At 61.5% G+C, this 26,535-nt stretch carries 22 protein-coding genes and 5 tRNA genes; 6 read left to right on the top strand and 21 right to left on the bottom strand.

Features of this window, described 5'->3' with window-relative positions:
* The 8 genes from BT116_RS17430 to leuC form a co-directional block, all read right to left on the bottom strand.
* Positions 1 to 266 (bottom strand): transposase domain-containing protein (locus tag BT116_RS17430; RefSeq protein WP_175497170.1); only part of this gene is annotated, 266 nt, incomplete at its 3' end.
* Positions 267 to 383: 117 nt separating this feature from the next.
* Positions 384 to 2,978: a FimV/HubP family polar landmark protein gene (locus BT116_RS17425; RefSeq protein WP_072345902.1), complete on the bottom strand. Its 2,595-nt coding sequence runs from the start codon at positions 2,976 to 2,978 to the stop codon at positions 384 to 386.
* Positions 2,979 to 3,188: 210 nt separating this feature from the next.
* Positions 3,189 to 4,199 carry an aspartate-semialdehyde dehydrogenase gene (locus tag BT116_RS17420; protein WP_072345900.1) on the bottom strand — a complete coding sequence of 337 codons (1,011 nt, stop codon included), beginning with the start codon at positions 4,197 to 4,199 and terminating at the stop codon, positions 3,189 to 3,191.
* Positions 4,200 to 4,358: 159 nt separating this feature from the next.
* Positions 4,359 to 5,471, bottom strand: a complete 1,113-nt coding sequence (gene asd, locus BT116_RS17415; protein ID WP_063320313.1) for an aspartate-semialdehyde dehydrogenase — start codon at positions 5,469 to 5,471, stop codon at positions 4,359 to 4,361.
* A gap of 54 nt (positions 5,472 to 5,525) precedes the next feature.
* Positions 5,526 to 6,608, bottom strand: a complete 1,083-nt coding sequence (gene leuB, locus BT116_RS17410; RefSeq protein WP_072345898.1) for a 3-isopropylmalate dehydrogenase — start codon at positions 6,606 to 6,608, stop codon at positions 5,526 to 5,528.
* A gap of 66 nt (positions 6,609 to 6,674) precedes the next feature.
* The gene (locus BT116_RS17405) at positions 6,675 to 7,439 is read right to left on the bottom strand and encodes a class I SAM-dependent methyltransferase (RefSeq protein ID WP_072345895.1); all 765 of its coding nucleotides are present in this window, start codon (positions 7,437 to 7,439) and stop codon (positions 6,675 to 6,677) included.
* Between the two features lie 138 nt (positions 7,440 to 7,577).
* On the bottom strand, positions 7,578 to 8,222 hold the full coding sequence (gene leuD, locus BT116_RS17400) for a 3-isopropylmalate dehydratase small subunit (RefSeq protein WP_003203864.1): 645 nt from the start codon (positions 8,220 to 8,222) through the stop codon (positions 7,578 to 7,580).
* Positions 8,223 to 8,233: 11 nt separating this feature from the next.
* Complete coding sequence (leuC, locus tag BT116_RS17395) at positions 8,234 to 9,652, bottom strand: 3-isopropylmalate dehydratase large subunit (RefSeq protein WP_072345893.1); 1,419 nt, start codon at positions 9,650 to 9,652, stop codon at positions 8,234 to 8,236.
* A 158-nt stretch (positions 9,653 to 9,810) separates the two neighbouring features.
* Between leuC and BT116_RS17390 the strand changes: the two genes are divergently transcribed.
* Positions 9,811 to 10,701, top strand: coding sequence for a LysR family transcriptional regulator (locus tag BT116_RS17390; protein ID WP_072345891.1), 891 nt, complete (start codon positions 9,811 to 9,813; stop codon positions 10,699 to 10,701).
* Positions 10,702 to 10,770: 69 nt separating this feature from the next.
* Entirely contained in the window at positions 10,771 to 14,049 is a 3,279-nt protein-coding gene (locus BT116_RS17385; protein ID WP_072345889.1) for a PAS domain S-box protein, read from the top strand.
* Between the two features lie 239 nt (positions 14,050 to 14,288).
* On the opposite strand, the gene BT116_RS17380 is transcribed toward BT116_RS17385, so the two are convergent.
* The 11 genes from BT116_RS17380 to uvrB form a co-directional block, all read right to left on the bottom strand.
* Positions 14,289 to 14,741, bottom strand: coding sequence for an Hsp20 family protein (locus tag BT116_RS17380; RefSeq protein ID WP_072345887.1), 453 nt, complete (start codon positions 14,739 to 14,741; stop codon positions 14,289 to 14,291).
* A gap of 119 nt (positions 14,742 to 14,860) precedes the next feature.
* Complete coding sequence (locus BT116_RS17375) at positions 14,861 to 15,820, bottom strand: tRNA dihydrouridine synthase (RefSeq protein WP_072345884.1); 960 nt, start codon at positions 15,818 to 15,820, stop codon at positions 14,861 to 14,863.
* A 112-nt stretch (positions 15,821 to 15,932) separates the two neighbouring features.
* On the bottom strand, positions 15,933 to 16,382 hold the full coding sequence (locus tag BT116_RS17370) for an acyl-CoA thioesterase (RefSeq protein WP_072345882.1): 450 nt from the start codon (positions 16,380 to 16,382) through the stop codon (positions 15,933 to 15,935).
* Positions 16,383 to 16,427: 45 nt separating this feature from the next.
* On the bottom strand, positions 16,428 to 17,261 hold the full coding sequence (locus BT116_RS17365) for an alpha/beta fold hydrolase (protein WP_072345880.1): 834 nt from the start codon (positions 17,259 to 17,261) through the stop codon (positions 16,428 to 16,430).
* A gap of 28 nt (positions 17,262 to 17,289) precedes the next feature.
* Positions 17,290 to 17,829: a TetR/AcrR family transcriptional regulator gene (locus BT116_RS17360; RefSeq protein ID WP_072345879.1), complete on the bottom strand. Its 540-nt coding sequence runs from the start codon at positions 17,827 to 17,829 to the stop codon at positions 17,290 to 17,292.
* 181 nt (positions 17,830 to 18,010) lie between these two features.
* Positions 18,011 to 18,086, bottom strand: a tRNA-Glu gene (locus BT116_RS17355).
* 74 nt (positions 18,087 to 18,160) lie between these two features.
* A tRNA-Ala gene (locus BT116_RS17350) sits at positions 18,161 to 18,236 on the bottom strand.
* 53 nt (positions 18,237 to 18,289) lie between these two features.
* Positions 18,290 to 18,365 (bottom strand) — tRNA-Glu (locus BT116_RS17345).
* A gap of 79 nt (positions 18,366 to 18,444) precedes the next feature.
* Positions 18,445 to 18,520, bottom strand: a tRNA-Ala gene (locus BT116_RS17340).
* Positions 18,521 to 18,666: 146 nt separating this feature from the next.
* Positions 18,667 to 20,148: a glutamate--tRNA ligase gene (gene gltX, locus BT116_RS17335; RefSeq protein ID WP_014337445.1), complete on the bottom strand. Its 1,482-nt coding sequence runs from the start codon at positions 20,146 to 20,148 to the stop codon at positions 18,667 to 18,669.
* A 224-nt stretch (positions 20,149 to 20,372) separates the two neighbouring features.
* The gene (gene uvrB, locus BT116_RS17330; RefSeq protein ID WP_072345878.1) at positions 20,373 to 22,388 is read right to left on the bottom strand and encodes an excinuclease ABC subunit UvrB; all 2,016 of its coding nucleotides are present in this window, start codon (positions 22,386 to 22,388) and stop codon (positions 20,373 to 20,375) included.
* A 331-nt stretch (positions 22,389 to 22,719) separates the two neighbouring features.
* Between uvrB and BT116_RS17325 the strand changes: the two genes are divergently transcribed.
* The gene (locus BT116_RS17325) at positions 22,720 to 23,916 is read left to right on the top strand and encodes an amino acid aminotransferase (protein WP_072345877.1); all 1,197 of its coding nucleotides are present in this window, start codon (positions 22,720 to 22,722) and stop codon (positions 23,914 to 23,916) included.
* A 265-nt stretch (positions 23,917 to 24,181) separates the two neighbouring features.
* On the opposite strand, the gene BT116_RS17320 is transcribed toward BT116_RS17325, so the two are convergent.
* A complete protein-coding gene (locus BT116_RS17320; RefSeq protein WP_018612405.1) occupies positions 24,182 to 24,409 on the bottom strand; it encodes a hypothetical protein in 228 nt (75 codons plus the stop codon).
* A 235-nt stretch (positions 24,410 to 24,644) separates the two neighbouring features.
* Between BT116_RS17320 and BT116_RS17315 the strand changes: the two genes are divergently transcribed.
* From BT116_RS17315 to BT116_RS17305, 3 genes are all read left to right on the top strand, one after another.
* Positions 24,645 to 24,720: transfer RNA gene (locus tag BT116_RS17315), tRNA-Asn, on the top strand.
* 247 nt (positions 24,721 to 24,967) lie between these two features.
* Positions 24,968 to 25,162 carry a hypothetical protein gene (locus BT116_RS17310; protein WP_003203896.1) on the top strand — a complete coding sequence of 65 codons (195 nt, stop codon included), beginning with the start codon at positions 24,968 to 24,970 and terminating at the stop codon, positions 25,160 to 25,162.
* Positions 25,163 to 25,252: 90 nt separating this feature from the next.
* Complete coding sequence (locus BT116_RS17305; RefSeq protein ID WP_003203898.1) at positions 25,253 to 25,435, top strand: hypothetical protein; 183 nt, start codon at positions 25,253 to 25,255, stop codon at positions 25,433 to 25,435.
* On the opposite strand, the gene BT116_RS17300 is transcribed toward BT116_RS17305, so the two are convergent.
* Positions 25,432 to 26,493: an AI-2E family transporter gene (locus BT116_RS17300; RefSeq protein WP_072345876.1), complete on the bottom strand. Its 1,062-nt coding sequence runs from the start codon at positions 26,491 to 26,493 to the stop codon at positions 25,432 to 25,434. The genes BT116_RS17305 and BT116_RS17300 overlap by 4 nt on opposite strands.
* Positions 26,494 to 26,535 lie beyond the last annotated feature (42 nt).

Here is a 26,535-nt window from a genome sequence, read left to right as displayed (position 1 = left end):
GGGGCCACCAACGGGCGCTGGCCCGGCAACATGATGTTCATGCGACTGACCACATCCCAAGCAGACATGCGCCGGAAGAACGCCATGGAAATCACGCACCAGAGCATCATTTCCAGCGGCAAACGACGCTTGCGCAGCGTCGCCACACCGGCTTGTTCAAGCGCCTGTTCGACCAAAGAAGGATCGAGCAAGGCATCTAATCCCTCGATGGCGTTGGGGGTAGAGGCGATGTTGTGGGTCAGTTCCAGTGCCCGAGCGAGACGCATAAAAAAATCCGATGCCAGTACAGGCATCGGATTTTGATTTCTTGCGGCCAAAGGTCAAGCGAGAAGGCTTAACTGACTGGCATTAGCCTCACCGGCTGCCGTTTTTGTATAACTGATTCACGCCAGGCGCGACAACATCTCCTGCGCTTCGCTCTTCTGGGTGGCGTCGCCTTCGCTGAGGACTTCGCCGAGGATGTCGCGGGCGCCGTCGTTGTCGCCCATGTCGATGTAGGCCTGGGCCAGATCGAGCTTGGTCGCCACTTCGTCGGTACCGCTAAGGAAGTCGAAGTCCGGTTCGTCTTCGGCGCCGACCAAGGCATCTTCGGCGGTAAACGTCGGCTGGCCCAGGCTGTCGGACAGGCGTTCCAGCTCGGCGTTCACATCGTCCAGCTCGGACTCGAAGGCATCCTTGGGCGCATCGTGCGCGTCCATTTCGTCAGACAGGGACAGATCGAAATCCGCTGGCAGTTCGAGATCGTCGGCAGGGATGTCGGCCAAGGCTGGCGTTTCAGTCGCAGGCAGATCCAGACCCTTGAGGTCGTCGTCCAGGTCCAGCAGGAAGTCTTCATCGTCGAGCGCCGCAACCGGCGTCGGCGCCTCGGCACCCAGGTCCAGGTCGAATTCCGACAGGTCGTCCAGGCTTTCGTTGGCTTCAGTCTGCTGCTTGAGCACCGACTCGAAACTCAGGTCGTCATCTTCCGGGAACGCGTCCAGCTCAGCGACAGGCTCTGGCGTCGGCGCAACCGGGGTCGTTTCCAGGTCATCCAGGCTCAGGTCGAAGGCGCTATCCAACTCCTCGTCGGTCGGCGTCTTGTCCTCCAGCAGGTCCTTGACGTACTGCGCGTCCAGCTCTGCTGCCACTGTCGCGGCGGCCAAGCCTGCGGCGGTGGCGACCACCATGGCCGGGAAACGGCTTTTCAGCTGTTCGACCTGGGCGAAATTCTCGCCATTGGCTACCAATTGGCGTTCTTGGGCAACGAAAGCGTCGCGGTCGCCCTGCTGACCGTAGACTTCCATCAGCTTCAGGCGCAGGTCGCTGCGCTGAGGCTCGGCCTTGATGCCTTGCTCAAGCAAGTCGGCGGCCTGGTTCAAGCGACCGCGGTCGATATGGGACTGGGCCAGGGGCAGCACGTCATCGGAGCGCTCGGCAGCCGGAGCCACCAATGGCGCCGCGATAGGCGGTGTGACCACCACAGGCGCGACCACCGGAGCCGGCGTGGGCACTGGCGCAGGGGCAGGCGCGGGTTTTGGCTCGAGTTTCACGCTTGGCGGTGGAACATCAATGCCCTCGAAGCTGCTCGGGGGCAGATCGAGCTCCGGGGAGAAGTCAGCCTCCTCCTCAAGGGCTCGAGCCATGCGCAAATGTTTTTCCGCTTCCTGTTGAGCCTTGCGGCGACGGGCGAGCAACAACAGCAGCAACAGCAGCAGCACTGCGCCGCCGCCAATCAATCCCAGCAGGATCGGATTGGTCAGCAGGTCGTTGTATTTTTGCTCGTTGGACGCGACAGGCGTCGGCTCGACCGGAGCGGCAGGCGGCGTCGCTTCCGGGGCCGCCTCTGGCGCCGGTGCAGCCGTCGGGGCCTGTGCCGCCGGCGCAGGGGTCAACTCTGCGGACATTGCAGGAGGTGCCTCGCCAGCAGGAGGAACGGCGGCACCTTCGGCCTGCATCTTGGCCAGTTGGTTGTTCTTCAGCTCGATCAGGCGCTGCAGTTTGTCCAGTTGGCTCTGCAGATCTGCCATGCGGCTTTTCAGTTCTTCGTTATCCCGGCGAGCCGAGTCGAGGCTTTCCTGGGTGACTGCAAGCTTGTTGCTAAGCGCCTGGGCATCGCCGGCAGCGCCTTTGCCCTTGCCGCCCGCCTTCGCCGAGTCGGCCGACACCAGGCTCAAGTTGTCGCGGCCGGCAGCCTGAGCCGGCGCGCCTTCGCCACGGCCACGCTTGGTGGCATCCAACTGCTGCTTGCCAGCACCCGCCACGCCACGGCGACCCGAGCGCCAGGCGGCATTCTGCGCAGCCACTTCGGCGATGGCCTGGGGTTGCGGCAGTGCAGTGCTTTGCACCGGGTCCGGCAGGCGCAAGACCTGACCGGTCTTGAGCAGGTTGATGTTGCCGTTGATGAATGCGTTCGGGTTCAACGCCTGGATCGCAAGCATGGTTTGCTGGACCGATCCACCATTACGCACCTTGGCGGCAATTTCCCACAGGGTATCGCGCGGCGTGGTGGTGTATTGGGAAGGCTTGGTGGCCCCGGTGACCGGCGTGGCCACGACCTGGGGCGGTTTCGCCCGGGCAGCGTCAGCGGCCTGTGGCGAGAATTTGGAAGGATCGAGCAATACGCTGTAGTCGCGCAGCAGACGGCCGTTGGGCCACATCACCTGCACCAGGAACTTGACCATCGGTTCAGACAGCGGCCGGCTGGACGTTACCCGCAGGACACTCTTGCCATTGGCGTTGATCACCGGGGTGAAGCTCAGGTCGTTGAGAAAGGCCTGGCGGTCGACGCCGGCCTTGGCGAAGTCATCGGGCGAGGCCAGGCTCGGCACGACTTCGGCAGCGGTCAGTTGCTGGACGTCGAGCAACTCGATCTCGGCGACCAGAGGCTGGTTCGGCGTCGACTTCAGGGTCAATTCCCCGAGCCCGAGCGCTTGCGCCATACCGGAGGACAGCGCCGAGGCGGCCGCTATTGCTAACACCAGTTTGCGAACTTGAACCATAGCCTCTTCCTTTGTTTGAACATTCCTCGGCCAGCGAGAAGGTATTGATGCCGCTGCCGTAAGGCATTGCGCGCAGCCCCGATGCGACGGTGCGCGCGATCATTTCACTCATGCCCCGGGAAAGTCCCCCAGAGGGATGTTCGCCTTCAGCACTCCGGCCAAGCATAGCGCCCAGCTAGAATCATTCGACAAATTGATGCCAAGTATCTTTTACAGCAAGTCTTTTATCAACAACTCAGCCACCTGCACGGCATTGAGTGCCGCGCCCTTGCGCACGTTATCTGACGTCAGCCACATATTTAGTTCCGCCGGATCGTCGATCCCACCGCGCACACGACCAACGTAGACCACATCCTGCCCCACCGCATCGCCCACCGCTGTCGGATAATCGCCTGCATCCACCAGCTCGATACCGGGTGCCGCTTCCAACGCCGCGTTGACCTTGGCCAGGTCGACGGGACTCGCAGACTGCACAGTCACGCTAAAGCTATCGCCAAAAAACACCGGGGCTTGAATGCAAGTTACGGAAATCTTTAACAAAGGTTGATTCAGCAGCTGGCGCAACTCGCGGACCAGGCGCCTTTCCAGCTGCGTATGACCCTGCTCGTCCGGGGTACCGACCTGGGCCAGCAGGTTGAACGCCATCTGTCGATCAAAGAATTTCGGCTCCAGCGGACGGGCGTTGAGCAGCTCGGCGGTCTGGCGCGCCAATTCGCTCACCGCCACGCGGCCCTGGGCCGACACAGCCAGGCTGGCGGTCAGGCTGATGCGCTGCAAGTCCAGGCATTCGCGCAGCGGCGCCAGCACCACCGCCAAGGCCGTAGCCGAAGCGCTGGGGCTGCTGACCTGCAACGGCTTGCTCAAACCGGCGAGCATCTGGGCGTTGGCTTCCGGCACGATCTGCGGCGCCTGCTCGGGCGGCAGGGCCCCGGACAGGTCGATCAGGGCACAGCCAGCCGCCGTGGCCCGCGGGGCGAAACTCAGGGTCACTGCCGGACCGGCGGCGAAGAACACCATTTGGACCTTGCTGAAGTCGAACTCATCGACCTCACGCACCCGCACGTTTTTGCCGCGGAACAGCACCGAGCTGCCTGCCGATTCGCCGCTGGCCAGCAGGTGCAGGTCGCCGACCGGAAAGTCCCGCTCTTCGAGAATCTGCACGAGGGTTTCGCCGACAGTACCGGTGGCGCCGATCACGGCAATATCAAAGGACTGGCTCATGGGTCTACCTCAGGTAAAACGTGGGGAGCGGCACTTTACCGGGTGGTTGGCGGGCAAGCAATTGAACACAAGAGAACCTGTGGCACTCACCCGACCGAGATAAAAAAAAAAAAACCCGCACCTCTCACAAGGCACGGGTTCTTTCACAGCAGCAATCGATCAACGCTCGAGCAGGATCCGCAGCATGCGACGCAGCGGTTCGGCCGCGCCCCACAGCAGTTGGTCGCCGACGGTGAAGGCACCAACGAACTGCGAACCCATGTTCAGTTTGCGCAGACGGCCAACCGGTACGTTCAGGGTGCCGGTGACCTTGGTCGGGCTCAGCTCCTGCATGCTGATTTCGCGGTTGTTCGGTACCAGCTTGACCCAAGGGTTGTGCTGGCTGATCAGCCCTTCGATGTCGGCGATCGGCACGTCTTTGTTCAGCTTGATGGTCAGCGCCTGGCTGTGGCAGCGCATGGCGCCGATGCGCACGCAGATGCCGTCCACCGGGATCGGGCTCTTGAAGCGACCCAGGATCTTGTTGGTTTCGGCCTGGGCCTTCCACTCTTCGCGGCTCTGGCCGTTAGGCAGCTCCTTGTCGATCCACGGGATCAGGCTGCCGGCCAGCGGTACGCCGAAGTTCTCGGTCGGGTAGGCATCGCTGCGCATCGCCTCGGCGACCTTGCGGTCGATGTCGAGGATGGCGCTGGCCGGGTTGGCCAGGTCATCGGCGACGGCAGCGTGGGTGGCGCCCATCTGCTTGATCAGCTCGCGCATGTTCTGCGCGCCGGCACCGGACGCCGCCTGGTAGGTCATGGCGCTCATCCATTCCACCAGACCCGCTTCGAACAGGCCGCCCAGGCCCATCAGCATCAGGCTGACGGTGCAGTTGCCGCCGATGTAGTTCTTGGTGCCCGCGTCCAGCTGCTGGTCGATGACCTTGCGGTTCACCGGGTCGAGGATGATCACCGCGTCGTCCTGCATGCGCAGGCTGGAAGCGGCGTCGATCCAGTAGCCCTGCCAGCCGGCTTCACGCAGCTTGGGAAAGACTTCGCTGGTGTAGTCGCCACCCTGGCAGGTCAGGATCACGTCGAGGGTCTTGAGCTCTTCGATGCTGTAGGCATCCTTGAGCGCACCGATGTCCTTGCCCACGGACGGGCCCTGGCCACCGACATTGGAAGTGGTGAAAAACACCGGCTCAATGAGATCGAAATCCTGCTCTTCCAGCATTCGCTGCATGAGCACGGAACCGACCATGCCGCGCCAACCGATCAGACCTACACGTTTCATCGCAACTACACCTATACAAAAGTGGGCCACCGTCGGAGCGGTGGGCCCGAAAGATTACAGATTCCGCAGCGCGGCGACTACTGCATCGCCCATTTGCTGCGTACCGACTTTGGTACAACCTTGCGACCAGATGTCACCGGTGCGCAAGCCTTGGTCCAGGACCACACTGACGGCTTTTTCGATCGCGTCGGCGGCATCGTTCAAGTTGAAGCTGTAGCGCAGCATCATCGACACCGACAGGATGGTCGCCAACGGGTTGGCAATGCCCTGCCCGGCGATGTCCGGCGCCGAACCGTGGCACGGCTCGTACATGCCCTTGTTGTTGGCATCCAGGGAAGCCGACGGCAGCATGCCGATGGAGCCGGTGAGCATCGACGCTTCGTCGGACAGGATGTCGCCGAACATGTTGTCGGTGACGATCACGTCGAACTGCTTCGGCGCACGCACCAGTTGCATGGCGGCGTTGTCGACGTACATGTGGCTCAGCTCGATGTCCGGGTAATCCTTGGCCACCTGCTCGACCACTTCACGCCACAGTTGGCTGGAAGCCAGTACGTTGGCCTTGTCCACCGAGCACAGCTTCTTGCCACGCACGCGGGCCATGTCGAAGCCGACCCGGGCGATACGGCGGATTTCGCTTTCGCTGTACGGCAGGGTGTCGTAGGCCTGGCGCTCGCCATTTTCCAGCTCACGGGTGCCACGCGGGGCGCCGAAATAGATACCACCGGTCAACTCGCGGACGATGAGGATGTCCAGGCCCGAGACGATTTCCGGCTTCAGGCTGGAGGCATCGGCCAGTTGCGGGTAGAGAATCGCCGGACGCAGGTTGCCGAACAGGCCCAGTTGCGCGCGAATCTTCAGCAGGCCGCGCTCAGGACGGATGTCACGTTCGATCTTGTCCCATTTCGGGCCGCCCACGGCGCCCAACAGCACGGCATCGGCCGCACGGGCACGGTCCAGGGTTTCATCGGCCAGGGGCACGCCGTACTTGTCGATGGCGGCGCCGCCGATCACGTCGTGGCTGAGTTCGAAGCCCAGGCCATACTTGTCGTTTGCCAGCTCCAGGACCTTGACCGCTTCGGCCATGATTTCCGGGCCAATGCCATCACCTGGGAGAATCAGAATCTGCTTGCTCATGCTTTCCTCGTTTGCTCTGTCGGCACACGCCTGGGCTTTGTACCCAACGCCTGGCCGGGAAAAATGCTATCGCTCGGCCCACAGCACCAGCACATCTGTACTGAACGAACCATCGGCCTCAATCTGAAAATATTCACGCACTTCGTCACCCATCGAGCGCTGCAGCTGGAGAATCGCCGCCCGCATCACCTCGGGGGTGCGCATGCGCTCGACCCAGGAGCGGTACTCCAGGCGCAGGCGCTGACGCGAAGTACTGCGGGTGTGCAGCCCCGCCTCGCTGACCTGCCGCAACCACTCACCGGCCGAATAATCGCGCACATGGCTGGTGTCACGCAGCACTTCGACGCTTTGCAGGTACGTGTCCAGCAACGGCATGCCAGGCGACAGGACGTCGATGAACGCCACCACGCCGCCCGGCTTGAGCACCCTGCGCACTTCCCGCAACGCCAGGCCCAGGTCGCTCCAATGATGCGCCGAGTAACGGCTAAACACGAAGTCGAATTCAGCGTCGGCGAACGGCAGGTGCTCAGCGGCGCCGCATACCGTGCCGATATTGCCCAGGCCACGCTCGGCAGCCGCCGTGGCAACCACGTCGAGCATCTGCTGGGACAAATCATAAGCCACTACTTCACCGGCCAGCGGGGCCACGTGGAAACTCACATGGCCGGCACCGCACCCCAGGTCCAGCACCCGGGCATCGCCACGACCGGCCAATGCAGCTTGTAGCAGCGCGAATTCAGCACCCTGGGCGTGCACGGCACTGCTCAGATAGGCCGAGGCCTGTTCACCGAATTGCTTTTGTACAACCTGACTGTGGGCGCTGCTGGTCATGGGATGTCCTTGTGGTTTTGTCTTGCCTGGGCCGGCCCCATCGCGAGCAAGCTCGCTCCCACGGGGGCTTTGTGAACGCCGCAAATCCAATGTGGGAGCGAGCTTGCTCGCGATGGTGTCTTTACGCCTTACGCAAAATCAAGCATCGCGAAACAGCCAAGGCTGGCTCGCCCGGTGCTTGGCCTCGAACGCGGCAATCGCCTCGCCGTCCTGCAAGGTCAGGCCGATATCGTCCAGGCCGTTGAGCAGGCAATGCTTGCGGAACGCGTCGATCTCGAAACCCAGCACCTTGCCGTCGGGACGGGTCACGGTCTGGGCGGCCAGGTCGATCTGCAACTGGTAGCCGGGGTTGGCCTCGACCTGCTGGAACAGCTCATCCACGTCAGCATCGCTGAGGATGATCGGCAGCAAGCCGTTCTTGAAGCTGTTGTTGAAGAAAATGTCGGCATAGCTCGGCGCGATGATGCTACGGAAACCGTACTCTTCCAGGGCCCATGGCGCGTGCTCACGGCTAGAGCCGCAGCCGAAGTTCTCCCGGGCCAGCAGCACGCTGGCGCCTTGGTAACGCTCGGCGTTAAGCACGAAATCCTTGTTCAACGGCCGCTTGGAGTTGTCCTGGTAAGGCTGGCCGACATCCAGGTAGCGCCACTCGTCGAACAGGTTCGGGCCGAAGCCGGTGCGCTTGATGGACTTCAGGAACTGCTTGGGAATGATCTGGTCGGTGTCGACGTTGGCACGATCCAAAGGCGCGACAAGACCGGTGTGCTGGGTAAAAGCTTTCATGCTGCGCTCCTTCAGATCAATTCGCGGACGTCGACGAAACGGCCGTTGACAGCCGCCGCCGCGGCCATGGCCGGGCTCACCAGGTGCGTACGGCCACCGGCGCCCTGACGGCCTTCGAAGTTACGGTTGGAGGTAGAGGCGCAATGCTCGCCCGACTCCAAACGGTCCGGGTTCATCGCCAGGCACATCGAGCAGCCCGGCTCACGCCATTCGAAACCGGCCTCGAGGAAAATCTTGTCCAGCCCTTCCGCTTCCGCCTGGGCCTTCACCAGGCCCGAGCCCGGCACCACGATGGCCTGCTTGATGGTCGAGGCGACTTTGCGGCCCTTGGCGATCACCGCCGCGGCGCGCAGGTCTTCGATCCGCGAGTTGGTGCAGGAGCCGATGAACACGCGGTCGAGCTGAATGTCGGTGATCGCCTGGTTGGCGCTCAAGCCCATGTATTTCAAGGCGCGGACGATGGAGTCGCGCTTGACCAGGTCCATTTCCTTGGCCGGATCCGGTACGTTCTGGTCCACCGCCAACACCATCTCAGGCGAAGTGCCCCAGCTGACTTGCGGCTTGATCTGCGTTGCGTCGAGCTCGACCACGGTGTCGAACTTGGCATCGGCATCGGAGACCAGGTCTTTCCAGGCCTCGACCGCCATGTCCCATTCCGCGCCTTTCGGGGCGAACGGACGGCCCTTGACGTATTCCACGGTTTTTTCATCGGCGGCCACCAGGCCGACGCGGGCACCAGCCTCGATGGACATGTTGCAAATGGTCATGCGGCCTTCGACGGACAAGTCGCGGATCGCACTGCCGGCGAACTCGATGGCATGGCCGTTACCGCCGGCGGTGCCGATTTTGCCGATCACGGCCAGGACGATGTCCTTGGCGGTCACGCCGAACGGCAACTTGCCTTCGACCGCTACCCGCATGTTTTTCATTTTCTTGGCGACCAGGCACTGGGTAGCGAGCACATGCTCCACCTCGGAGGTGCCGATGCCATGGGCCAGGGCGCCGAAAGCACCGTGGGTCGAGGTGTGCGAGTCACCGCAGACCACGGTCATGCCAGGCAAGGTCGCGCCCTGCTCCGGGCCGATGACGTGGACGATGCCTTGGCGCACATCGTTCATCTTGAATTCGACGATGCCGTATTCGTCACAGTTATCGTCGAGGGTCTGGACCTGCAGGCGCGAGACCTGGTCGGCAATGGCTTCGATGCCGCCCTTGCGCTCTGGCGTGGTCGGTACGTTGTGGTCCGGGGTCGCGATGTTGGCATCGATGCGCCAAGGCTTGCGCCCGGCCAGGCGCAGGCCTTCGAAGGCTTGCGGCGACGTCACTTCGTGGATGATGTGACGATCGATGTAGATCAGCGCCGAGCCATCGTCGCGCTGCTTGACCAAATGCGAATCCCAGAGCTTGTCGTAGAGCGTTTTGCCGGCCATCAGACGGTTTCCTCATCAGCTTGTTTCTATGCCCCCGGGCCCTGAACGAATCAATAACCCCTTGGCTTGTGAGGCTGATCCTATGGGGTTACATTAAATAACTCAAATTCATATTTTTCATACTTTGCATAACCAACTGGAATTCAACCGGAACCGCCATGGACCTCGCCAACCTCAATGCCTTTATAGCCATCGCCGAGACGGGCAGTTTCTCCGGTGCCGGCGAACGCCTGCACCTGACCCAGCCGGCCATCAGCAAGCGCATTGCCGGCCTTGAGCAACAGCTCAAGGTGCGCCTGTTCGACCGCCTCGGTCGTGAAGTGGGCCTGACCGAGGCCGGCCGGGCCCTGCTGCCACGGGCCTATCAGATCCTCAACGTGCTGGACGACACCCGCCGCGCCCTGACCAACCTGACCGGCGAAGTGACCGGGCGCCTGACACTCGCCACCAGCCACCACATAGGCCTGCACCGCCTGCCGCCGTTATTGCGGGAATTCACCCGACGCTACCCCCAGGTGGCACTGGATATCCAGTTCCTGGATTCGGAAGTGGCCTACGAAGAAATCCTCCATGGACGGGCGGAACTGGCCGTCATCACCCTCGCCCCCGAACCCCACACGCTGGTACGGGCCAAGCCAGTGTGGGACGACCCCCTGGATTTCGTGGTCGCCCCAGAGCATGCGCTGCTGGAAAACGGCGCGGTCAGCCTGGCGGACGTCGCCTTGCATCCGGCGGTTTTCCCGGGGGGCAACACGTTTACCCATCACATCGTGCAACGGCTGTTCGAAGCCCAGGGCCTGACGCCGAACATCGCCATGAGCACGAATTACCTGGAAACCATAAAAATGATGGTCTCCATCGGCCTGGCCTGGAGCGTCTTGCCGCGCACCATGCTCGACGAACAGGTGGCGCGCATTCCTTTGCCGGGCATACAACTCAGTCGCCAGCTAGGCTATATCTTGCACACCGAACGGACGCTATCGAATGCCGCACGGGCTTTCATGGCCTTACTGGACGCACAAATCGATTTGCCAGGGACAAAGGCATAGGTTGTGCCGCGCCTGTAGGGCCCGAACGCTTGTGCTTTATGCCCAAACCCGCTCAAGGCTCGCGAGATAATGCCCAAACCCGCTGACCACCTTCCGCCCTTGCCACGCATCCAGGCGCTCGACCCGAAACGGTCCGAACAAAGCTGGGACAGCGCGCCCCAGTTGCTGGCCGCCCTGAACGGTGCACGGCTGGGGGCCTGGTCGTGGGACATCGACAGCGGCCAGATCAGCTGGTCCCGTGGCACCCAGGCGCTGTTCGGCTTCGATCCGCGCCAGCCATTGCCAGCGGATGTGGATTATCTGGACCTGTTACTACCCGAAGACCGGGCCCGGGCCATGCGCGCCTTTCACGCAGCAGTGACCGGAGCGCCGCTGGAACAGGCCATGCACCACCGCATCGTCTGGCCCGATGGCAGCCTGCACTGGCTGGAGATCAGCGGCAGCGTGCTGCCCGACAAGCACGGGCGCCCGCGCATGATCGGGGTGATCCGCGAAATCACCCATCAGCGCGAGCGGGAACAGGCGCTGCGCAGTTCGGAAAAGCGCTTTGCCACGCTGTTCCACCTGAGCCCGAACATGGTACTGCTGACCCGCCAGGAAGACGGGATGATCAGCGAGGCCAACCAGTATTTCGAAAGCCTGTTCGGCTGGCCGCTGCACGATGTGATTGGCCGGACCACCCTGGAACTGGGCCTGTGGGTCGACCCCGGGCAACGGGTAAAACTGTTGGAAGCCATCAAGGCCAAGGGCGAACTGGCGAGCATGGAGGTGGAACTGCGAGCCAGCAACGGCCAGATCCACACCGGCCTGCTCAGCGCACAGAAAGTCGAGCTGGAGGGCCAGCCCTACCTGTTGAGCACCTTCCTAGACACCACCGAGCGCAAACTCGCCGAACAGGCCCTCAAGGACAGCCAGGAACGCCTGGACCTGGCCCTCGACTCGGCGCAACTGGGCACCTGGGACTGGCACATCCCCAGCGGCATGCTCTACGGCTCGGCCCGGGCCGCGCAGCTCCATGGCCTGGAGCCCAAGCCGTTCCACGAATCCTTCGATGCGTTTTTCGAAGGCGTTCCCACTGAAGAACGCAACAACATGCGCAATGCCTATCGCAGCCTGCGCGAAGGCCCGGCGGGCAACTATCAGTTGACCTACCGCGTGCAACTGCCGGACGGCAGCTCGCGCTACCTGGAAAGCCGCGCCCGCCTCTACCGCAACGACGACGGCAGCCCCTTGCGCATGGCCGGCACCTTGCTCGACATCACCGACCAGGTGGAGCGCGAACAGAGCCTGGCCGCCTCGGAGGAAAAATTCGCCACACTGTTCCAGGTCAGCCCCGACCCCATCTGCGTCACTCACCAGGACAGCGGCCGGTTCCTTGAGATCAATTCCAGTTTCACCCAGACCTTCGGCTGGACCGCCAGCGACGTGATTGGTCTCGACGCCGACGAAATCGGCCTATGGGATGCCTCGGGCAGCAGCCTGCAACGCATCGAACGGGTGATCCGCGAACAATCGCTGAACAATGTCGCCATCGTCGTTCACCATAAGAACGGCCAGCCATTGACCTGTGTGATTTCCAGCCGGCAAATCAACGTCGGCAACCAGCCCTGCATCGTCACGACCTTGCGGGACATCACGCAACAGCAACGCTCCGAAGCCGCCCTCAAGGCCAGTGAAGAGAAATTCGCCAAGGCGTTTCATTCCAGCCCCGACGCCATCACCATCACCGAGCTCGAAAGCGGTCGCTACCTCGAGGTCAACGACGGCTTCTGCCGGCTGACCGGCTACCGCGCCGACGAAGTGATCGGGCACACCGTCTACGAAGTGGGGATCTGGGCCGAAGAAAAACAGCGAGCCGCCTTGCTGGCCGAGCTGCGACTCAAGGGCCGCGTCGTTCACCAGGAGATGCTCGGGCGCAATAAACGGGGGGAAATCCTTACGGTGGAGGTCTCGGTCGAGCCCATCACCCTCAATGAAACGGCGTGCCTGCTGCTGACCGCCCGGGACGTGAGCCTGCTGCGCAATGCCGAAGCCCAGATCCGCCACCTGGCCTACCACGACCCGCTGACCAACCTGCCCAACCGCGCCTTGCTGATGGACCGTCTGAGCCAGCAGATCGCCCTGCTCAAGCGCCACAACTTGCGCGGCGCCCTACTGTTTCTCGATCTGGATCACTTCAAGCACATCAACGACTCCCTCGGTCACCCGGTGGGCGACACCGTGCTGAAGATAATCACCGCACGCCTGGAGGCCAGCGTGCGCCTGGAAGACACCGTCGCCCGGCTGGGTGGCGATGAATTCGTGGTGCTGCTCAGCGGCCTGGAAGGCTCGCGCAGCGATGTCAGCAAGCAAGTGCAGACCCTGGCCAACACCCTGCGCGAATTGCTCTCGGAGCCGATGTTCCTCGATGGCCAGCGACTGCAGGTCACGCCGAGCATCGGTATAGCGCTGATTCCCGACCACGGTTCCACGCCCACCGATTTGCTCAAGCGCGCCGACATCGCGCTGTACCGCGCCAAGGACTCAGGGCGCAACACCTCGCAGATGTTTCACACCACCATGCAAAAAGCCGCCAGCGAACGGCTGCGCATGGAGACCGACCTGCGCCTTGCCCTGGCCCGTGGCGAGTTCAGCGTGCATTTCCAGCCTCAGGTCGATGCCCGGGACAACCGCATCATCGGCGCCGAAGCCCTGGTGCGCTGGCATCACCCGGACCTGGGCGCCCAATCGCCTAACGAATTCATCAAAGTGCTGGAGGACAGTGGCCTGATCCTGGAAGTCGGGACCTGGATCCTCGATGAGGCCTGCGACGGCTTCAAGCAACTGATCGCCAAAGGCAAGATCGATCCCCAGCAATTCAGCCTGTGCGTGAACATCAGCCCACGGCAATTCCGCCAGAGCGACTTTGTCGAACGCATCGAAAATAGCCTCGTCACTCATGGCCTGCCCTTCTCCCTGCTGAAACTGGAGATCACCGAAGGCATCGTGATCCAGAACCTGGACGACACCATTGCCAAGATGCGCCGGCTCAAGAAACTGGGGGTGAGCTTCGCCATGGATGATTTCGGCACCGGTTATTCGTCGCTGACCTACCTCAAGCGCCTGCCGGTGGACACGCTGAAGATCGACCAGTCATTCGTGCGCGACGCCACCAGCGACCCCAACGACGCCGAAATCATCCGCGCCATCGTCGCCATGGCCCGCAGCCTCAACCTGATCATGATTGCCGAAGGCGTGGAGACCCTGGAACAATTGCATTTTTTGCAGGGGCTCGATTGCCATTTGTACCAGGGCTACCTGCACAGCCGGCCGTTGCCGCTGGAGGCGTTTGAGCGGTTGTTGCCGTAATACGCTATGAAACAAACCCTTGTGGCAATGACACTGTGGCGAGGGGATTTATCCCCGTTGGGCTGCGCAGCAGCCCCAAAGAAATTGAACGACACTGACCCACCTGACATACCGAGGCGGCTGGTTTTGGGGCCGCTTCGCAGCCCAGCGGGGATAAATCCCCTCGCCACAATTAATCTTCCACTGATCTGCAAAATGAAAAAGGGCGCCATCTGGCGCCCTTCTTCAACTGCGATGCATCAGTTTTGCAACGCGGGTTGCTGCTGCGCCCCGTTGATCGGGATGCGCTTGGCTTTCGCCTCTTCCGGAACCACTCGCAGCAGGTCAATGCTCAACAGACCGTTGCTCAGGCCGGCGGACTTGATCTCGATATGGTCGGCCAACCGGAAGGACAGCTTGAACGCACGCTGGGCGATGCCCTGGTGCAGGTAGGTGACGCTGTCGTTACTGGCTTCACGTTTGCCACCACTGATGGTCAGCACACCTTTTTCCACCTGCAAGTCCAGGTCTTCTTCCTGGAACCCGGCGGCGGCGACCACGATGCGGTACTCGTCATCACCATGTTTTTCCACATTGTAGGGTGGATAGCTGCTGCCCGGCTCGTTGCGCAGGGCGGTTTCGAACAAGTCGTTGAAACGGTCGAAACCTACCGAGGAACGGAACAGAGGGGCCAGCGAAAATGCAGTACTCATGATTCAAATCTCCTGAAAAATTCAGCAAGTTTTTTTGTCTCCGCGACCCGAATTCGGCATCGCGTAACCCTTATCTAGGGACCGCCAAAAACTTTTCAAGAGCTTTTTCTGAAATTTTTTCAAGCCGCTTCGGTGCGCTGCACACCCAGCAAATGGCCCACCGCGTCCAGGTCGGTTTCCCGGCGCAAAGCGCTAAACAGCGTCACCGCTTCGGGGTAATTGCGAGTCAGCATCGCCAGCCACTGCTTCAACCGGCCCGGGGCCTGGCGCGGCGTCAGCTGCTCGACCACTTGCACCCAGAAGTCGTGGAGCATCGGCTGCAGTTCGACCCAGGACATCTCGACCACCTCCTCACCGGCTCGAGCGGCGGCGATCTGCCGGGCCAGGTCAGGACGGGAAACGAGACCGCGACCGAGCATGATGTCTTCGACACCGCTGATTTCGCGGCAACGGCGCCAATCGTCCACGCTCCAGATATCGCCGTTGGCGAACACCGGCACCTTGACCACTTCCTGCACCCGCGGAATCCACTCCCAGTGGGCCGGAGGCTTGTAGCCGTCGACCTTGGTCCGCGCATGCACCACGATATGCGCCGCGCCACCTTCGGCCAGCGCCGTGGCACAGACCAGCGCACCGTCCGGGCTATCGAAACCCAGGCGCATCTTGGCGGTAACAGGGATATGCCTGGGCACCGCACGACGCACGTGTTCGACGATCTGGTTGAGCAACTCCGGTTCCTTGAGCAACACCGCCCCACCCCGGGATTTGTTCACGGTCTTGGCCGGGCAACCGAAATTCAGATCGATAACTTCCGAACCCAACTCGCACGCCAACGCCGCGTTTTCCGCCAGGCATACCGGATCGGAACCGAGCAACTGCACCCGCAACGGCACGCCGGCAGCCGTCTGGGCACCCGTCAGCAACTCAGGGGCGAGCTTATGGAAATAGGCCGGCGTGAGCAGGCGGTCGTTGACACGGATGAACTCGGTGACACACCAGTCGATCCCGCCAACACGGGTCAGGACATCCCGCAGGATGTTGTCGACCAACCCCTCCATGGGCGCCAGGGCAATTTGCATGAAAAAGACACACTCAAGGAAAAAACGTGCGGCAGTTTACCGGATTTTGCCTGCAAATCTGGCATTCACCACAAATCCTTGTGGGAGCGAGCTTGCTCGCGATAGCGGTGGGTCAGTCTATGCAGAGACCAGATGGATTCAGCGCCACACCATAGCCTTCAATGAATTCCGGCGGCATACGCTTGGGTCGGCCAGTGGACAGTTCAATGCAAACGAAGGTGGTCTGGGCCCGCAGCAACGTGGTGTTGTCGCTTGGCCGAATCAGCTGGAAATGCCGGGTCATCTTCAACCGTTGGTCCCAGTCGACGATCCAGGTCGCCAATTGCAGCTCGTCGCCTTCATAGGCGGCTGCCAGGTAATCGATTTCATGCCGCACCACTGCCATGGCCCGGTCGAGGCGCCGGTACTCCACCAGATCCAGGCCCAGGAGCTGGGAATGACGCCAGGCACAGCGCTCGAGCCAGGTAACGTACACCGCGTTGTTGGCGTGACCCAGCCCGTCGATGTCTTCGGCATTTACCTGAAGATCAATAATGAACGGTGTTGCGCGATCCCAGCCCATGCCCCTCTCCCGGTTGAATGTGGATCGGGGCAGTGTAACGGATGATCAAGCCGATTGCCGCGCTTGCAGGCTGCGCCCGGCCAGCAGTGATAACACACCATCAATGACACGAGGATCGGCCAGCACCCGCTGGTGCCCACCCTCGGGCAATCGCAGCAAGCGGCTGTCGAACCAGGCTTCGTGGATCAGTTGCGATTCCTTGACCGAGACGAATGTGTCGTCCTCGGCATGGACGATCAGCCCGGGCAGATCCAGCTGGTAGTGGGAGACGTCCATCTTTGCGGCCCGCATGCCGACGTCACGCTCCACTTCGCGAATGAAGGCCGAACGTGCCTTGGGTGGTAACCCCATCATTCGGGCAAACCCGCGCAACACGCCAAGAATGCGGCCGGGCGCGGCAACACTGACCAGGGTCTCGGTACGCAACCCCAACTGAACCGCCAGCATGGCACTGGCACCGCCCATGGAATGCCCGATCACGGCTTGCAGCGGCGGTAATTCAGCCGCTGCTTCAAGCATGGCCCTGGCGAACAGCAAGACATTCGCCTCGCGACCAAGAGAGCGACCATGGGCCGGGCCGTCCAGCGCCACCACCATGTAGCCGGCGTCCACCAACGCAGTGATCAACGCCCCGAACTGAGTAGGCCGCCCTTCCCAGCCGTGCATCAGCAGGACGACCGGGCCCCTGCCCCAACGTAACGCCGACAGACCGAAACGCAAGGTGATGCGCTCGGAACTGGCCAGCAGCGGCAACTCCCAGTCGCGGGGCGGCAGGTTCCGGGGCTGCATGAACACCCCACGCATCTTCTTCGCCACCAGGCGCGGAGCCACCCAACCAAGCGTGCCATTGACGCTACGAATCCAGCTCAACCTGTTCATCGCTCATCTCCAGGGCTTGCGCCTTAGCTCATCGCACCGCCGACTTGGCGGCGCGCAGCAAACGATCCGATAACTCTCCAGGGCCCAGTGCTCGCGCCAGGGCCAGGCCGCCCACCATCAAGGCGATATCGGCCAGGGCCTTGTCAGCGTCCTCCGGGCTGGCCGCCAATTGCGCGACCATCAACTCGATATGCTCATTGAGCACTTCACGAAACGCATCCGGCAGCCGGCCGAGCTCGCCGACCGACGCCGGGATCGGACAAGCGTTTTCGGTGGAATCGCGGTGCTTGCGCGACAGATAGAACGCCGCCACCAGGGCGCGCCGCTCTTCGCCTGTCAGCTCGCCGTCCATGTCGGCGATCAGGCCGCGGCGCCGATTGAGCAATTGCTTGAATGCCTCCAGCATCAAGGCATCCTTGCTTTCGAAATGGGCATAAAAACCACCCACCGTCAGGCCGGCCGCGCCCATCACCTCGCCCACACTCGGCTCAGCCGGCCCACGCTGGATCAGCGCATCGCTGGCGGCCTTGAGAATGCGTTCACGGGTTTGTGCCTTTTTATCGCTCATCGTCGCCTCCGAATATTACGACTGAAATATTATTCCTATAATAATTTTCCGCAAGCGGAAATTTTGACCGCCGGTCAGAAGTCTATTTTCAAGGATAAGGGAATTGGCCGAACGCCAGACAAACAAAAGGGCCATTCAAGAATTGAATGACCCTTATAAAATCCCGCAGAGCGGGTAATCGTGGCGTCCCCTAGGGGACTCGAACCCCTGTTACCGCCGTGAAAGGGCGGTGTCCTAGGCCACTAGACGAAGGGGACACAAACCTTCTGACTGATCAGCGCTGAGAGCTGATCGATTCAAGGACGGTGTGGCCAGACCTTGAACCTGTAATTGGTGGAGCTAGACGGGATCGAACCGTCGACCTCTTGCATGCCATGCAAGCGCTCTCCCAGCTGAGCTATAGCCCCGGATTTTTCGCCTCGCGGCGGAGCGACATCTTGCAACATCGCTTCTGTAAAACTGGCGTCCCCTAGGGGACTCGAACCCCTGTTACCGCCGTGAAAGGGCGGTGTCCTAGGCCACTAGACGAAGGGGACGCAAACCCTTCTATACAACTGATCAACGCTGAGTGTTGATCGCTTCAAGACCGGTGTGGCCAGGCCCTGAAGTGTAAATTGGTGGAGCTAGACGGGATCGAACCGTCGACCTCTTGCATGCCATGCAAGCGCTCTCCCAGCTGAGCTATAGCCCCTCATCGCTGAGGACGGGGCGAATCTTAAGGGCGTATCGGAGGGCTGTCAAATTTATTTTCAACAAATTTGAAAATTTTTTGCCGGGATAACAATCACTTACCGACAAACCCCGGAAAACCGGGGTATGTCCTGCCTCATCGAGCGCTTACGCGATCGCGCCCAGCAGTTTTTCCCACTCCTTGTTTTCCTTCTTCGACACACCACCGAGCAGATCGATGGCCTGGCGCAGGCGGAAACGGGTCAGGTCCGGCCCGAGGATTTCCATCGCATCGAGCACCGACACCGAGCTGGCCTGGCCGGTAATGGCGGCGAACATCAGCGGCATGGCATCGCGCAATTTCAACTCCAGCGATTCGACCACGGCCTGGATGGTCGCGGTGATGCTGTCCTTCTCCCACTGACGCAGGCTTTCGAGCTTCCACAGGATCAGTTGCATCAACTGGCGCACCTGGTCACCGGAGAGCTTCTTGGACTCGAACAGCTTCGCATCCGGCGTCACGCCGCCGGCGAAGAAGAAACCGGCCAGAGGGGCGATCTGGCTGAAGGTCTCTACCCTGCCCTGCACATGAGGGGCGATCTTCATCATGTACTCAGGGTTCAATGCCCACTTCTGCACACGTGCGGCGAACTCTTCCACCGGCAGGTCCCGCAGCCACTGGCCGTTGAGCCACGACAGTTTCTCGACGTCGAAGATCGGCCCGCCCAGGGATACGCGCGACAGATCGAAATGCTCGACCATTTCCTGCAGCGAGAACTTCTCGCGCTCGTCCGGCATCGACCAGCCCATGCGTCCCAGGTAGTTGAGCATCGCCTCGGGCATGAAGCCCATGCGCTCGTAGAACGTCACCGAGGTCGGGTTCTTGCGCTTGGACAGCTTGCTCTTGTCCGGGTTGCGCAGCAGCGGCATGTAGCACAGCTGTGGTTGCTCCCAGCCGAAGTATTCGTAGAGCAGGATCAGTTTCGGCGCCGATGGCAGCCACTCTTCACCGCGCAGGACGTGGGTGATGCCCATCAGGTGATCGTCGACCACATTCGCCAGGAAGTACGTTGGCAGGCCATCGGTCTTCATCAGCACTTGCATGTCCATGCGATCCCACGGGATCTCGACATCGCCACGCAGCATGTCCGGCACCACGCAGACGCCTTCGGTGGGCACCTTCATGCGGATAACATGAGGCTCGCCAGCCGCCAGGCGACGGGCGACTTCTTCCTTGGACAGCAGCAGCGCCCGGCCGTCGTAGCGCGGGGTTTCGCCACGGGCCATTTGCTCGGCGCGCATCTGGTCCAGCTCTTCGGCCGTGCAGAAACACGGGAACGCATGCCCCATGTCCACCAATTGCTGGCAATACTGCTGGTAGATGTCACCACGCTCGCTCTGGCGGTACGGACCGTGCGGGCCGCCGACGTCCGGGCCTTCGCTCCAGTCGATCCCCAACCAGCGCAGGGCGTCGAAGATCTGCTGTTCGGACTCGCGGGTCGAACGCAACTGGTCGGTGTCCTCGATCCGCAGAATGAACTCGCCGCCATGCTGCTTGGCAAAGCAATAGTTGAACAAAGCGATGTAGGCGGTGCCGACATGGGGATCGCCAGTGGGCGAAGGCGCGATGCGGGTGCGGACGGTGGTCATGGCATGTCTCGGAAAGAATATAAAAGCGAAGAACAAACAGGGGGCGAATGGTAACAGGCGATGGCGGGCGGGCTCCAGTGAGAGCGGGATTTGTGTCGGCAGTCGCCAGACCGAATCGCCCCCATCGCGGGCAAGCCCGCTCCCGCAAGGGATCATTGGGCGATTCGATCGAACTGTGGGGGCGAGCTTGCTCGCGATGACGCCCTTAAGGTCGCCACACAACCTCAGACAACCAGCAATCGCTCGCGCAACTTGCCAATCTCATCACGCAATTGCGCCGCCGCTTCGAACTCCAGGTCCCGGGCCAACTGGTACATTTTCTCTTCCAACTGGCGTATGCGCTTGGTGATTTCGCTTGGCGAGCGCAGTTCGGCCTCGTAACGAGCGCTCTCTTCGGCCGCCTTGGCCATGCCCTTGCGCTTCTTGCTGCGCGAGCCGGGCACGGTGGCGCCTTCCATGATGTCGGCGACATCCTTGAACACGCCCTTGGGGGTAATGCCGTTGGCCAGGTTGAAGGCGATCTGCTTGTCGCGACGGCGCTCGGTCTCGCCGATGGCCCGCTCCATGGAGCCGGTGATGCGGTCGGCATACAGAATCGCCCGGCCATTGAGGTTACGTGCCGCGCGACCGATGGTCTGGATCAACGAACGCTCGGAACGCAGGAAACCTTCCTTGTCGGCGTCGAGAATCGCCACCAGCGACACTTCCGGCATGTCCAGGCCTTCGCGCAGCAGGTTGATCCCCACCAACACATCGAAGGTCCCCAGGCGCAGGTCGCGAATGATCTCGACCCGCTCCACCGTGTCGATGTCCGAGTGCAGGTAGCGCACCCGCACGCCGTGGTCGGCCAGGTAATCGGTAAGGTCTTCGGCCATGCGCTTGGTCAGCGTGGTGACCAGCACCCGCTCCTCCACCGCCACGCGCTTGGTGATTTCCGAGAGCAGGTCATCGACCTGGGTCAGCGCCGGACGCACTTCGACCTGCGGATCCACCAGCCCGGTCGGCCGCACCACCTGTTCGATCACCCGTCCGGCATGCTCGGCCTCGTAGTTGCCAGGGGTGGCCGAGACAAAAATCGTCTGCGGACTGACGCTTTCCCATTCATCGAAGCGCATCGGCCGGTTGTCCAGGGCCGAGGGCAGGCGAAAACCGTACTCCACCAGGGTTTCCTTGCGCGAACGGTCGCCTTTGTACATGGCGCCGACCTGGGGCACGCTGACGTGGGACTCGTCGATGACCAGCAGGGCATCGGCTGGCAGGTAGTCATACAAGGTAGGGGGTGGCGCGCCCGCCGGACGGCCCGACAGGTAGCGCGAATAGTTTTCGATGCCGTTGCAGTAGCCCAGCTCCAGGATCATCTCCAGGTCAAACCGGGTCCGCTGCTCCAGACGCTGGGCTTCCACCAGCTTGTTGTTCGAACGCAGGTATTCCAGGCGCTCCTGCAACTCGGCCTTGATCCCTTCGATGGCGTCCAGCAGGGTTTCCCGGGGCGTCACATAGTGGCTCTTGGGATAGAACGTGAAGCGTGGCAACTTGCGGATCACTTCACCGGTCAGCGGGTCGAACGCCGAGAGGCTCTCCACTTCATCGTCGAACAGCTCGATGCGAATCGCTTCCAGGTCCGATTCCGCCGGGTAGATGTCGATCACATCGCCACGCACCCGGAACGTCGCCCGGGCGAAATCCATGTCGTTGCGGGTGTACTGCAAGTCCGCCAGGCGCCGCAGCAAGGCGCGTTGGTCGAGTTTGTCGCCACGGTCCACGTGCAGCACCATCTTCAAGTACGTTTCCGGGCTGCCCAGGCCGTAGATGCACGACACCGTGGTGACGATGATCGCGTCCTTGCGCTCGAGCAAGGCCTTGGTCGCCGACAGTCGCATCTGTTCGATGTGATCGTTGATCGAGGCATCCTTCTCGATGAAGGTGTCCGACGACGGCACGTAGGCCTCGGGCTGGTAGTAGTCGTAGTAGGAAACGAAGTATTCCACGGCGTTATTCGGGAAAAACGCCTTGAACTCGCCGTACAGCTGCGCCGCCAGGGTCTTGTTCGGCGCCAGTACCAGGGTCGGGCGCTGAATCTGGGCGATCACGTTGGCGATGCTGAAGGTCTTGCCCGAACCGGTCACACCGAGCAACGTCTGGTGCGCCAGCCCGGCCTCGATGCCTTCGACCATCAGGCGGATGGCTTCCGGCTGATCGCCGGCGGGCTGGAAGCGGGTGACTAGCTGGAATTCAGACATGACATAACCTCTGGATTCACCCCTGTCGGCCAGCCGACAGGAACGAGAAAGACCGAAACGACGGGTGTTGCCCGAGGAAAAAGCTGGGATGCACACAATGTGGAGGTGAATGCCTTCGCTTTCAAGACGAACGTCCTACACGCCTTGAAGACTTTGACGCGGCGAAAGGACTAACGGTCGAAAAAAATCGAAAAAACTTAGCCTGAAAGCCGAATCGCCTGTCGCCGTGCCGAGTGATGGCCTCTATACTAGCTCCCCGTTTGTGCACCGCTCTAGTGCATTCGGCTGGAGCGCCACACCTCCCCTCACTCTCCATTAGAGCCGCGCAATAATGAGCCTGTTTTCCGCTGTCGAATTGGCACCCCGCGACCCCATCCTGGGCCTCAACGAAGCTTTCAACGCCGACACTCGTACCAACAAGGTCAACCTGGGTGTAGGTGTTTACTGCAATGAAGAGGGGCGTATTCCACTCCTGCGCGCCGTTGTCGAGGCCGAGACGGCTCGCGTGGCTCAGCACGTTTCCCGTGGCTACCTGCCGATCGACGGCATTGCCGCCTACGACCAGGCCGTGCAGACCTTGCTGTTCGGCAAGGATTCGCCGCTGATCACCTCCGGTCGCGTCATCACCACCCAGGCCGTGGGCGGCACCGGCGCACTGAAGATCGGTGCCGACTTCCTCAAGCAACTGCTGCCTGACGCCGTCGTCGCCATCAGCGACCCAAGCTGGGAAAACCACCGCGCCCTGTTCGAAACCGCTGGTTTCCCGGTGCAGAACTACCGCTACTACGACGCCGCCACCCACGACGTGAACCGCAGCGGCCTGCTGGAAGACCTCAACGCCCTGCCCGACCGCTCGATCGTTGTGCTGCACGCCTGCTGCCACAACCCGACCGGCGTGGACCTGAGCCCGGAAGACTGGAAAAACGTGCTGGCCGTGGTCAAGGCCAAGAACCACGTTCCGTTCCTGGACATGGCCTACCAGGGCTTTGGCGCCGGTATCGACGAAGACGCGGCAGCCGTGCGCCTGTTCGCCGAGTCGGGCCTGACCTTCTTCGCCTCCAGCTCGTTCTCCAAGTCGTTCTCCCTGTACGGCGAGCGCGTCGGCGCCCTGTCGATCGTCAGCGAATCGAAAGAAGAAAGTGCCCGCGTGCTGTCCCAGGTCAAGCGCGTGATCCGCACCAACTACTCCAACCCACCGACCCACGGCGCCAGCATCGTCGCCGCCGTGCTCAACAGCCCGGAACTGCGGGCCCAGTGGGAAGCCGAGCTGGCCGAAATGCGCCTGCGCATTCGCGGCATGCGCGTCCAGATGGTGGACATGCTGGCCAAGGCCGCCCCGCACCACGACTTCAGCTTCGTCGCACGCCAGAGCGGGATGTTCTCCTACTCCGGCCTGACCGTTGAACAAGTGACGCGCCTGCGCAACGAGTTCGGCATCTACGCCCTGGACACCGGCCGCATCTGCGTGGCCGCGCTGAACCAGAACAACATCGACGCGGTGACCAAGGCTATCGTCCAGGTGATCTGAAGGTCGCTGGAATGAAGAACGGGAAGCCATGGCTTCCCGTTTTTTTGGCTGTCTAAGCCTATGAAAACAGGCACACACCAAAACCTGTGGCGAGGGGATTTTATCCCCACTGGGTTGCGAAGCAGCCCCAAGGTGCTTGAAGTTATTAACCTACTACATCCGTTGCTAATTTCAGGGCTGCTACGCAGCCCAGCGGGGATAAATCCCCTCACCACAAAAAGCATCCAGCCCCCCCGCATTCCCTATACAAGCAAATGCATCGAGACTACAACTCCGTCGCCCGCTGGCTCGCCGCATCGTCATAGATGACATACAGCGACTCGGCCACCTGGCTCTTGATCGCCTTGGTGCTTTCCAACCCCAGGACAAAACCCTCGGCCTTGCCCCCGGCACGGTTCAATTCCTCAGCCGTGCTCGCCTGGGTGATGGCGTCGTACAGTTTCTCGGCATGAGGCCCCACACCCTTGGGCAAGCTGATCTGGGCGGTACTCACAAGAGCACCTCGGCGCGGCGGGCACTGAGAAGAGGTAACAGGTGGTTCATGGCGCATACCTTAGTGTCGGCGAATGGCCGGCAGCGCATCCTGCCACTTCCGGGCGACCATGGTAGTCCTCTCCTGCCCTGACGGTAACTGCCAATCGTTGATTGACCGTCAAAGGCCACCAGGAACGCGCCGTCCGCCAATGGACGCTTGACTTCTCTTTTCCAATCAGTAACATACGCGCCATTCCGCGATAGCTCAGTTGGTAGAGCAAGTGACTGTTAATCACTGGGTCCCTGGTTCGAGTCCAGGTCGTGGAGCCAGATAGCAAGTAATCAAGCCCCTGAATCGAAAGGTTCAGGGGCTTTTTTGTGGGAAAAATAAAGCGCAGCTGGTTGAAAAGACTTGCCGAGGTCGCTACAGGAACAATAATCCGGCGCCAAAAAGGCATTATGGTCTGAATCCTGCTTTCTTTTTTCCAACAACCCAAGCTGTCACGTGAGCGTCATGACAGGGCCGCAAACTGGCTCTGTCCGCCAACAACAGCTTCATAAGAACAAGGACGAAGGTATGCCCACACAAAACCCCCATCGCATCGTCGGCCTGTGCACCTCAAGCAAGGTGTACAACGTGCTGACCGAACTCAAGCAACTCGAAGGCCACCGCAGCGCCAAGTTTCTTTCCCTGTTGGCGGAAAACCTGGTGCGCAAGGGCCTGCTCAACGAGCAGGAAGTGGTGCACATGCTCGATCTGGTCGTCGATTGAGCGGCATCGATTCCTACTATTGAGCCGGTTGATTTTTCGTTACCCCCACTGAGTCGTAAGGTAACCCCCATCGATTGATGGAGGTGTTCCATGCCCAAGGTTCAAATCATGTCTGTCATTGGCAGCGCCGTCCCTGCCCCACTCCGGGAGCTCGGGTTGCTGGCCTGCTGGTATCTGGTGCAAGACGGCGTGACCATCAGCGGCCCGCTGACTTCACTGCCCGCCGCCCAGGCCCTGTCGCAACGCATCGGCCCGTACCTGCTGAGCGCCTAGGGCAACTGCACCCGCGGCGTGGTTTCGACGAACAGGGCCCAACTCGACATGAACAGCGCGGCGATCAGCGGCCCGATCACGAAGCCATTGAGCCCGAACACCGCCAGCCCGCCCAATGTCGAGACCAGCACCATGTAGTCGGGCATCTTGGTGTCCTTGCCCACTAGGATCGGGCGCAGGAAATTGTCCACCAGGCCGATCACGAACACCCCGAACAGCGTCAACACCACGCCCTGCCAGATCGCCCCCGAGAGCAGGAAATACACCGCCACCGGCGCCCAGACGAGGCCCGCCCCCACCGCTGGCAACAACGACAGGAACGCCATCAGCACCGCCCAGGGCAACACCGTCGGAATCCCCAGGATCCAGAAGATCAGCCCACCCAGCGCCCCTTGGCTGATGGCGACCAGCAGGTTGCCCTTCACCGTGGCGCGCACCACTCGATTGAACTTCAACTGCAGGCGGCGCTTTTGGTGTTCCGCCAAGGGAATGGCCATGCGCACCTTGCGCACCAGCTCCGCGCCGTCGCGCAGAAAGAAGAACAGCAGGTAGATCATCACGAAGAAGCTGACCAGGAACTGAAAAGTGCCCTGGCCGAAACTGAAGGCCTGGGTGGCGAAGAACTCGCTGCCTTGCATCGCGCTCTTGACGATCTTGTCGCGCAAGCCGTTCAGGTTGCCCAGGCCGAAGCGGTCCAGCAGGTGCTGGAAGTACGGCGGCAAGGCATCCTTGAAACGGGCCAGGTAATCGGCAATGTCCAGTTCTCCGCTTTCCAGGCTCTTGTACAGCGCCGCGCCTTCCTGGACCAACAACGTACTGATGATGATCACCGGCAAGATCGCGCTGACCACACAGATGCTCAACGTGAACAGCGACGTGACATTGCGGTGCCAGCCGAATTTCAACTGCAGGCGGCGCTGCATCGGCGCAAAGACGATGCCCAGGATCACCGCCCAGAACACCGCGCCGTAAAACGGCAGCAGAATCCAGATGAACGCGATGGTGACCAGCACCAGGAGCAGCATCTGGGCTTTGTTTTGCAGCATCTTTCGATTCATCAGCTTTCCATGTCCAAAGGCGGGATAAACGTTAGTCAGCCA

Origin of the sequence: Pseudomonas sp. NFACC16-2 (genome assembly GCF_900119205.1) — a bacterium.
In the GTDB taxonomy this organism is placed as follows: Bacteria; Pseudomonadota; Gammaproteobacteria; order Pseudomonadales; family Pseudomonadaceae; genus Aquipseudomonas; species Aquipseudomonas fluorescens_Q.
Note: the sequence above shows the minus strand (reverse complement) of the source record. Positions and strands in the feature narration are given on the sequence as shown.

Bases quoted from the DNA above. Each gene is read 5' to 3' on its own strand.
- BT116_RS17425 (WP_072345902.1), bottom strand. From the start codon at position 2,978: ATGGTTCAAGTTCGCAAACTGGTGTTAGCAATAGCGGCCGCCTCGGCG.
- BT116_RS17420 (WP_072345900.1), bottom strand. From the start codon at position 4,199: ATGAGCCAGTCCTTTGATATTGCCGTGATCGGCGCCACCGGTACTGTC.
- asd (WP_063320313.1), bottom strand. From the start codon at position 5,471: ATGAAACGTGTAGGTCTGATCGGTTGGCGCGGCATGGTCGGTTCCGTG.
- leuB (WP_072345898.1), bottom strand. From the start codon at position 6,608: ATGAGCAAGCAGATTCTGATTCTCCCAGGTGATGGCATTGGCCCGGAA.
- BT116_RS17405 (WP_072345895.1), bottom strand. From the start codon at position 7,439: ATGACCAGCAGCGCCCACAGTCAGGTTGTACAAAAGCAATTCGGTGAA.
- leuD (WP_003203864.1), bottom strand. From the start codon at position 8,222: ATGAAAGCTTTTACCCAGCACACCGGTCTTGTCGCGCCTTTGGATCGT.
- leuC (WP_072345893.1), bottom strand. From the start codon at position 9,652: ATGGCCGGCAAAACGCTCTACGACAAGCTCTGGGATTCGCATTTGGTC.
- BT116_RS17390 (WP_072345891.1), top strand. From the start codon at position 9,811: ATGGACCTCGCCAACCTCAATGCCTTTATAGCCATCGCCGAGACGGGC.
- BT116_RS17385 (WP_072345889.1), top strand. From the start codon at position 10,771: ATGCCCAAACCCGCTGACCACCTTCCGCCCTTGCCACGCATCCAGGCG.
- BT116_RS17380 (WP_072345887.1), bottom strand. From the start codon at position 14,741: ATGAGTACTGCATTTTCGCTGGCCCCTCTGTTCCGTTCCTCGGTAGGT.
- BT116_RS17375 (WP_072345884.1), bottom strand. From the start codon at position 15,820: ATGCAAATTGCCCTGGCGCCCATGGAGGGGTTGGTCGACAACATCCTG.
- BT116_RS17370 (WP_072345882.1), bottom strand. From the start codon at position 16,382: ATGGGCTGGGATCGCGCAACACCGTTCATTATTGATCTTCAGGTAAAT.
- BT116_RS17365 (WP_072345880.1), bottom strand. From the start codon at position 17,261: ATGAACAGGTTGAGCTGGATTCGTAGCGTCAATGGCACGCTTGGTTGG.
- BT116_RS17360 (WP_072345879.1), bottom strand. From the start codon at position 17,829: ATGAGCGATAAAAAGGCACAAACCCGTGAACGCATTCTCAAGGCCGCC.
- gltX (WP_014337445.1), bottom strand. From the start codon at position 20,148: ATGACCACCGTCCGCACCCGCATCGCGCCTTCGCCCACTGGCGATCCC.
- uvrB (WP_072345878.1), bottom strand. From the start codon at position 22,388: ATGTCTGAATTCCAGCTAGTCACCCGCTTCCAGCCCGCCGGCGATCAG.
- BT116_RS17325 (WP_072345877.1), top strand. From the start codon at position 22,720: ATGAGCCTGTTTTCCGCTGTCGAATTGGCACCCCGCGACCCCATCCTG.
- BT116_RS17310 (WP_003203896.1), top strand. From the start codon at position 24,968: ATGCCCACACAAAACCCCCATCGCATCGTCGGCCTGTGCACCTCAAGC.
- BT116_RS17305 (WP_003203898.1), top strand. From the start codon at position 25,253: ATGCCCAAGGTTCAAATCATGTCTGTCATTGGCAGCGCCGTCCCTGCC.
- BT116_RS17300 (WP_072345876.1), bottom strand. From the start codon at position 26,493: ATGAATCGAAAGATGCTGCAAAACAAAGCCCAGATGCTGCTCCTGGTG.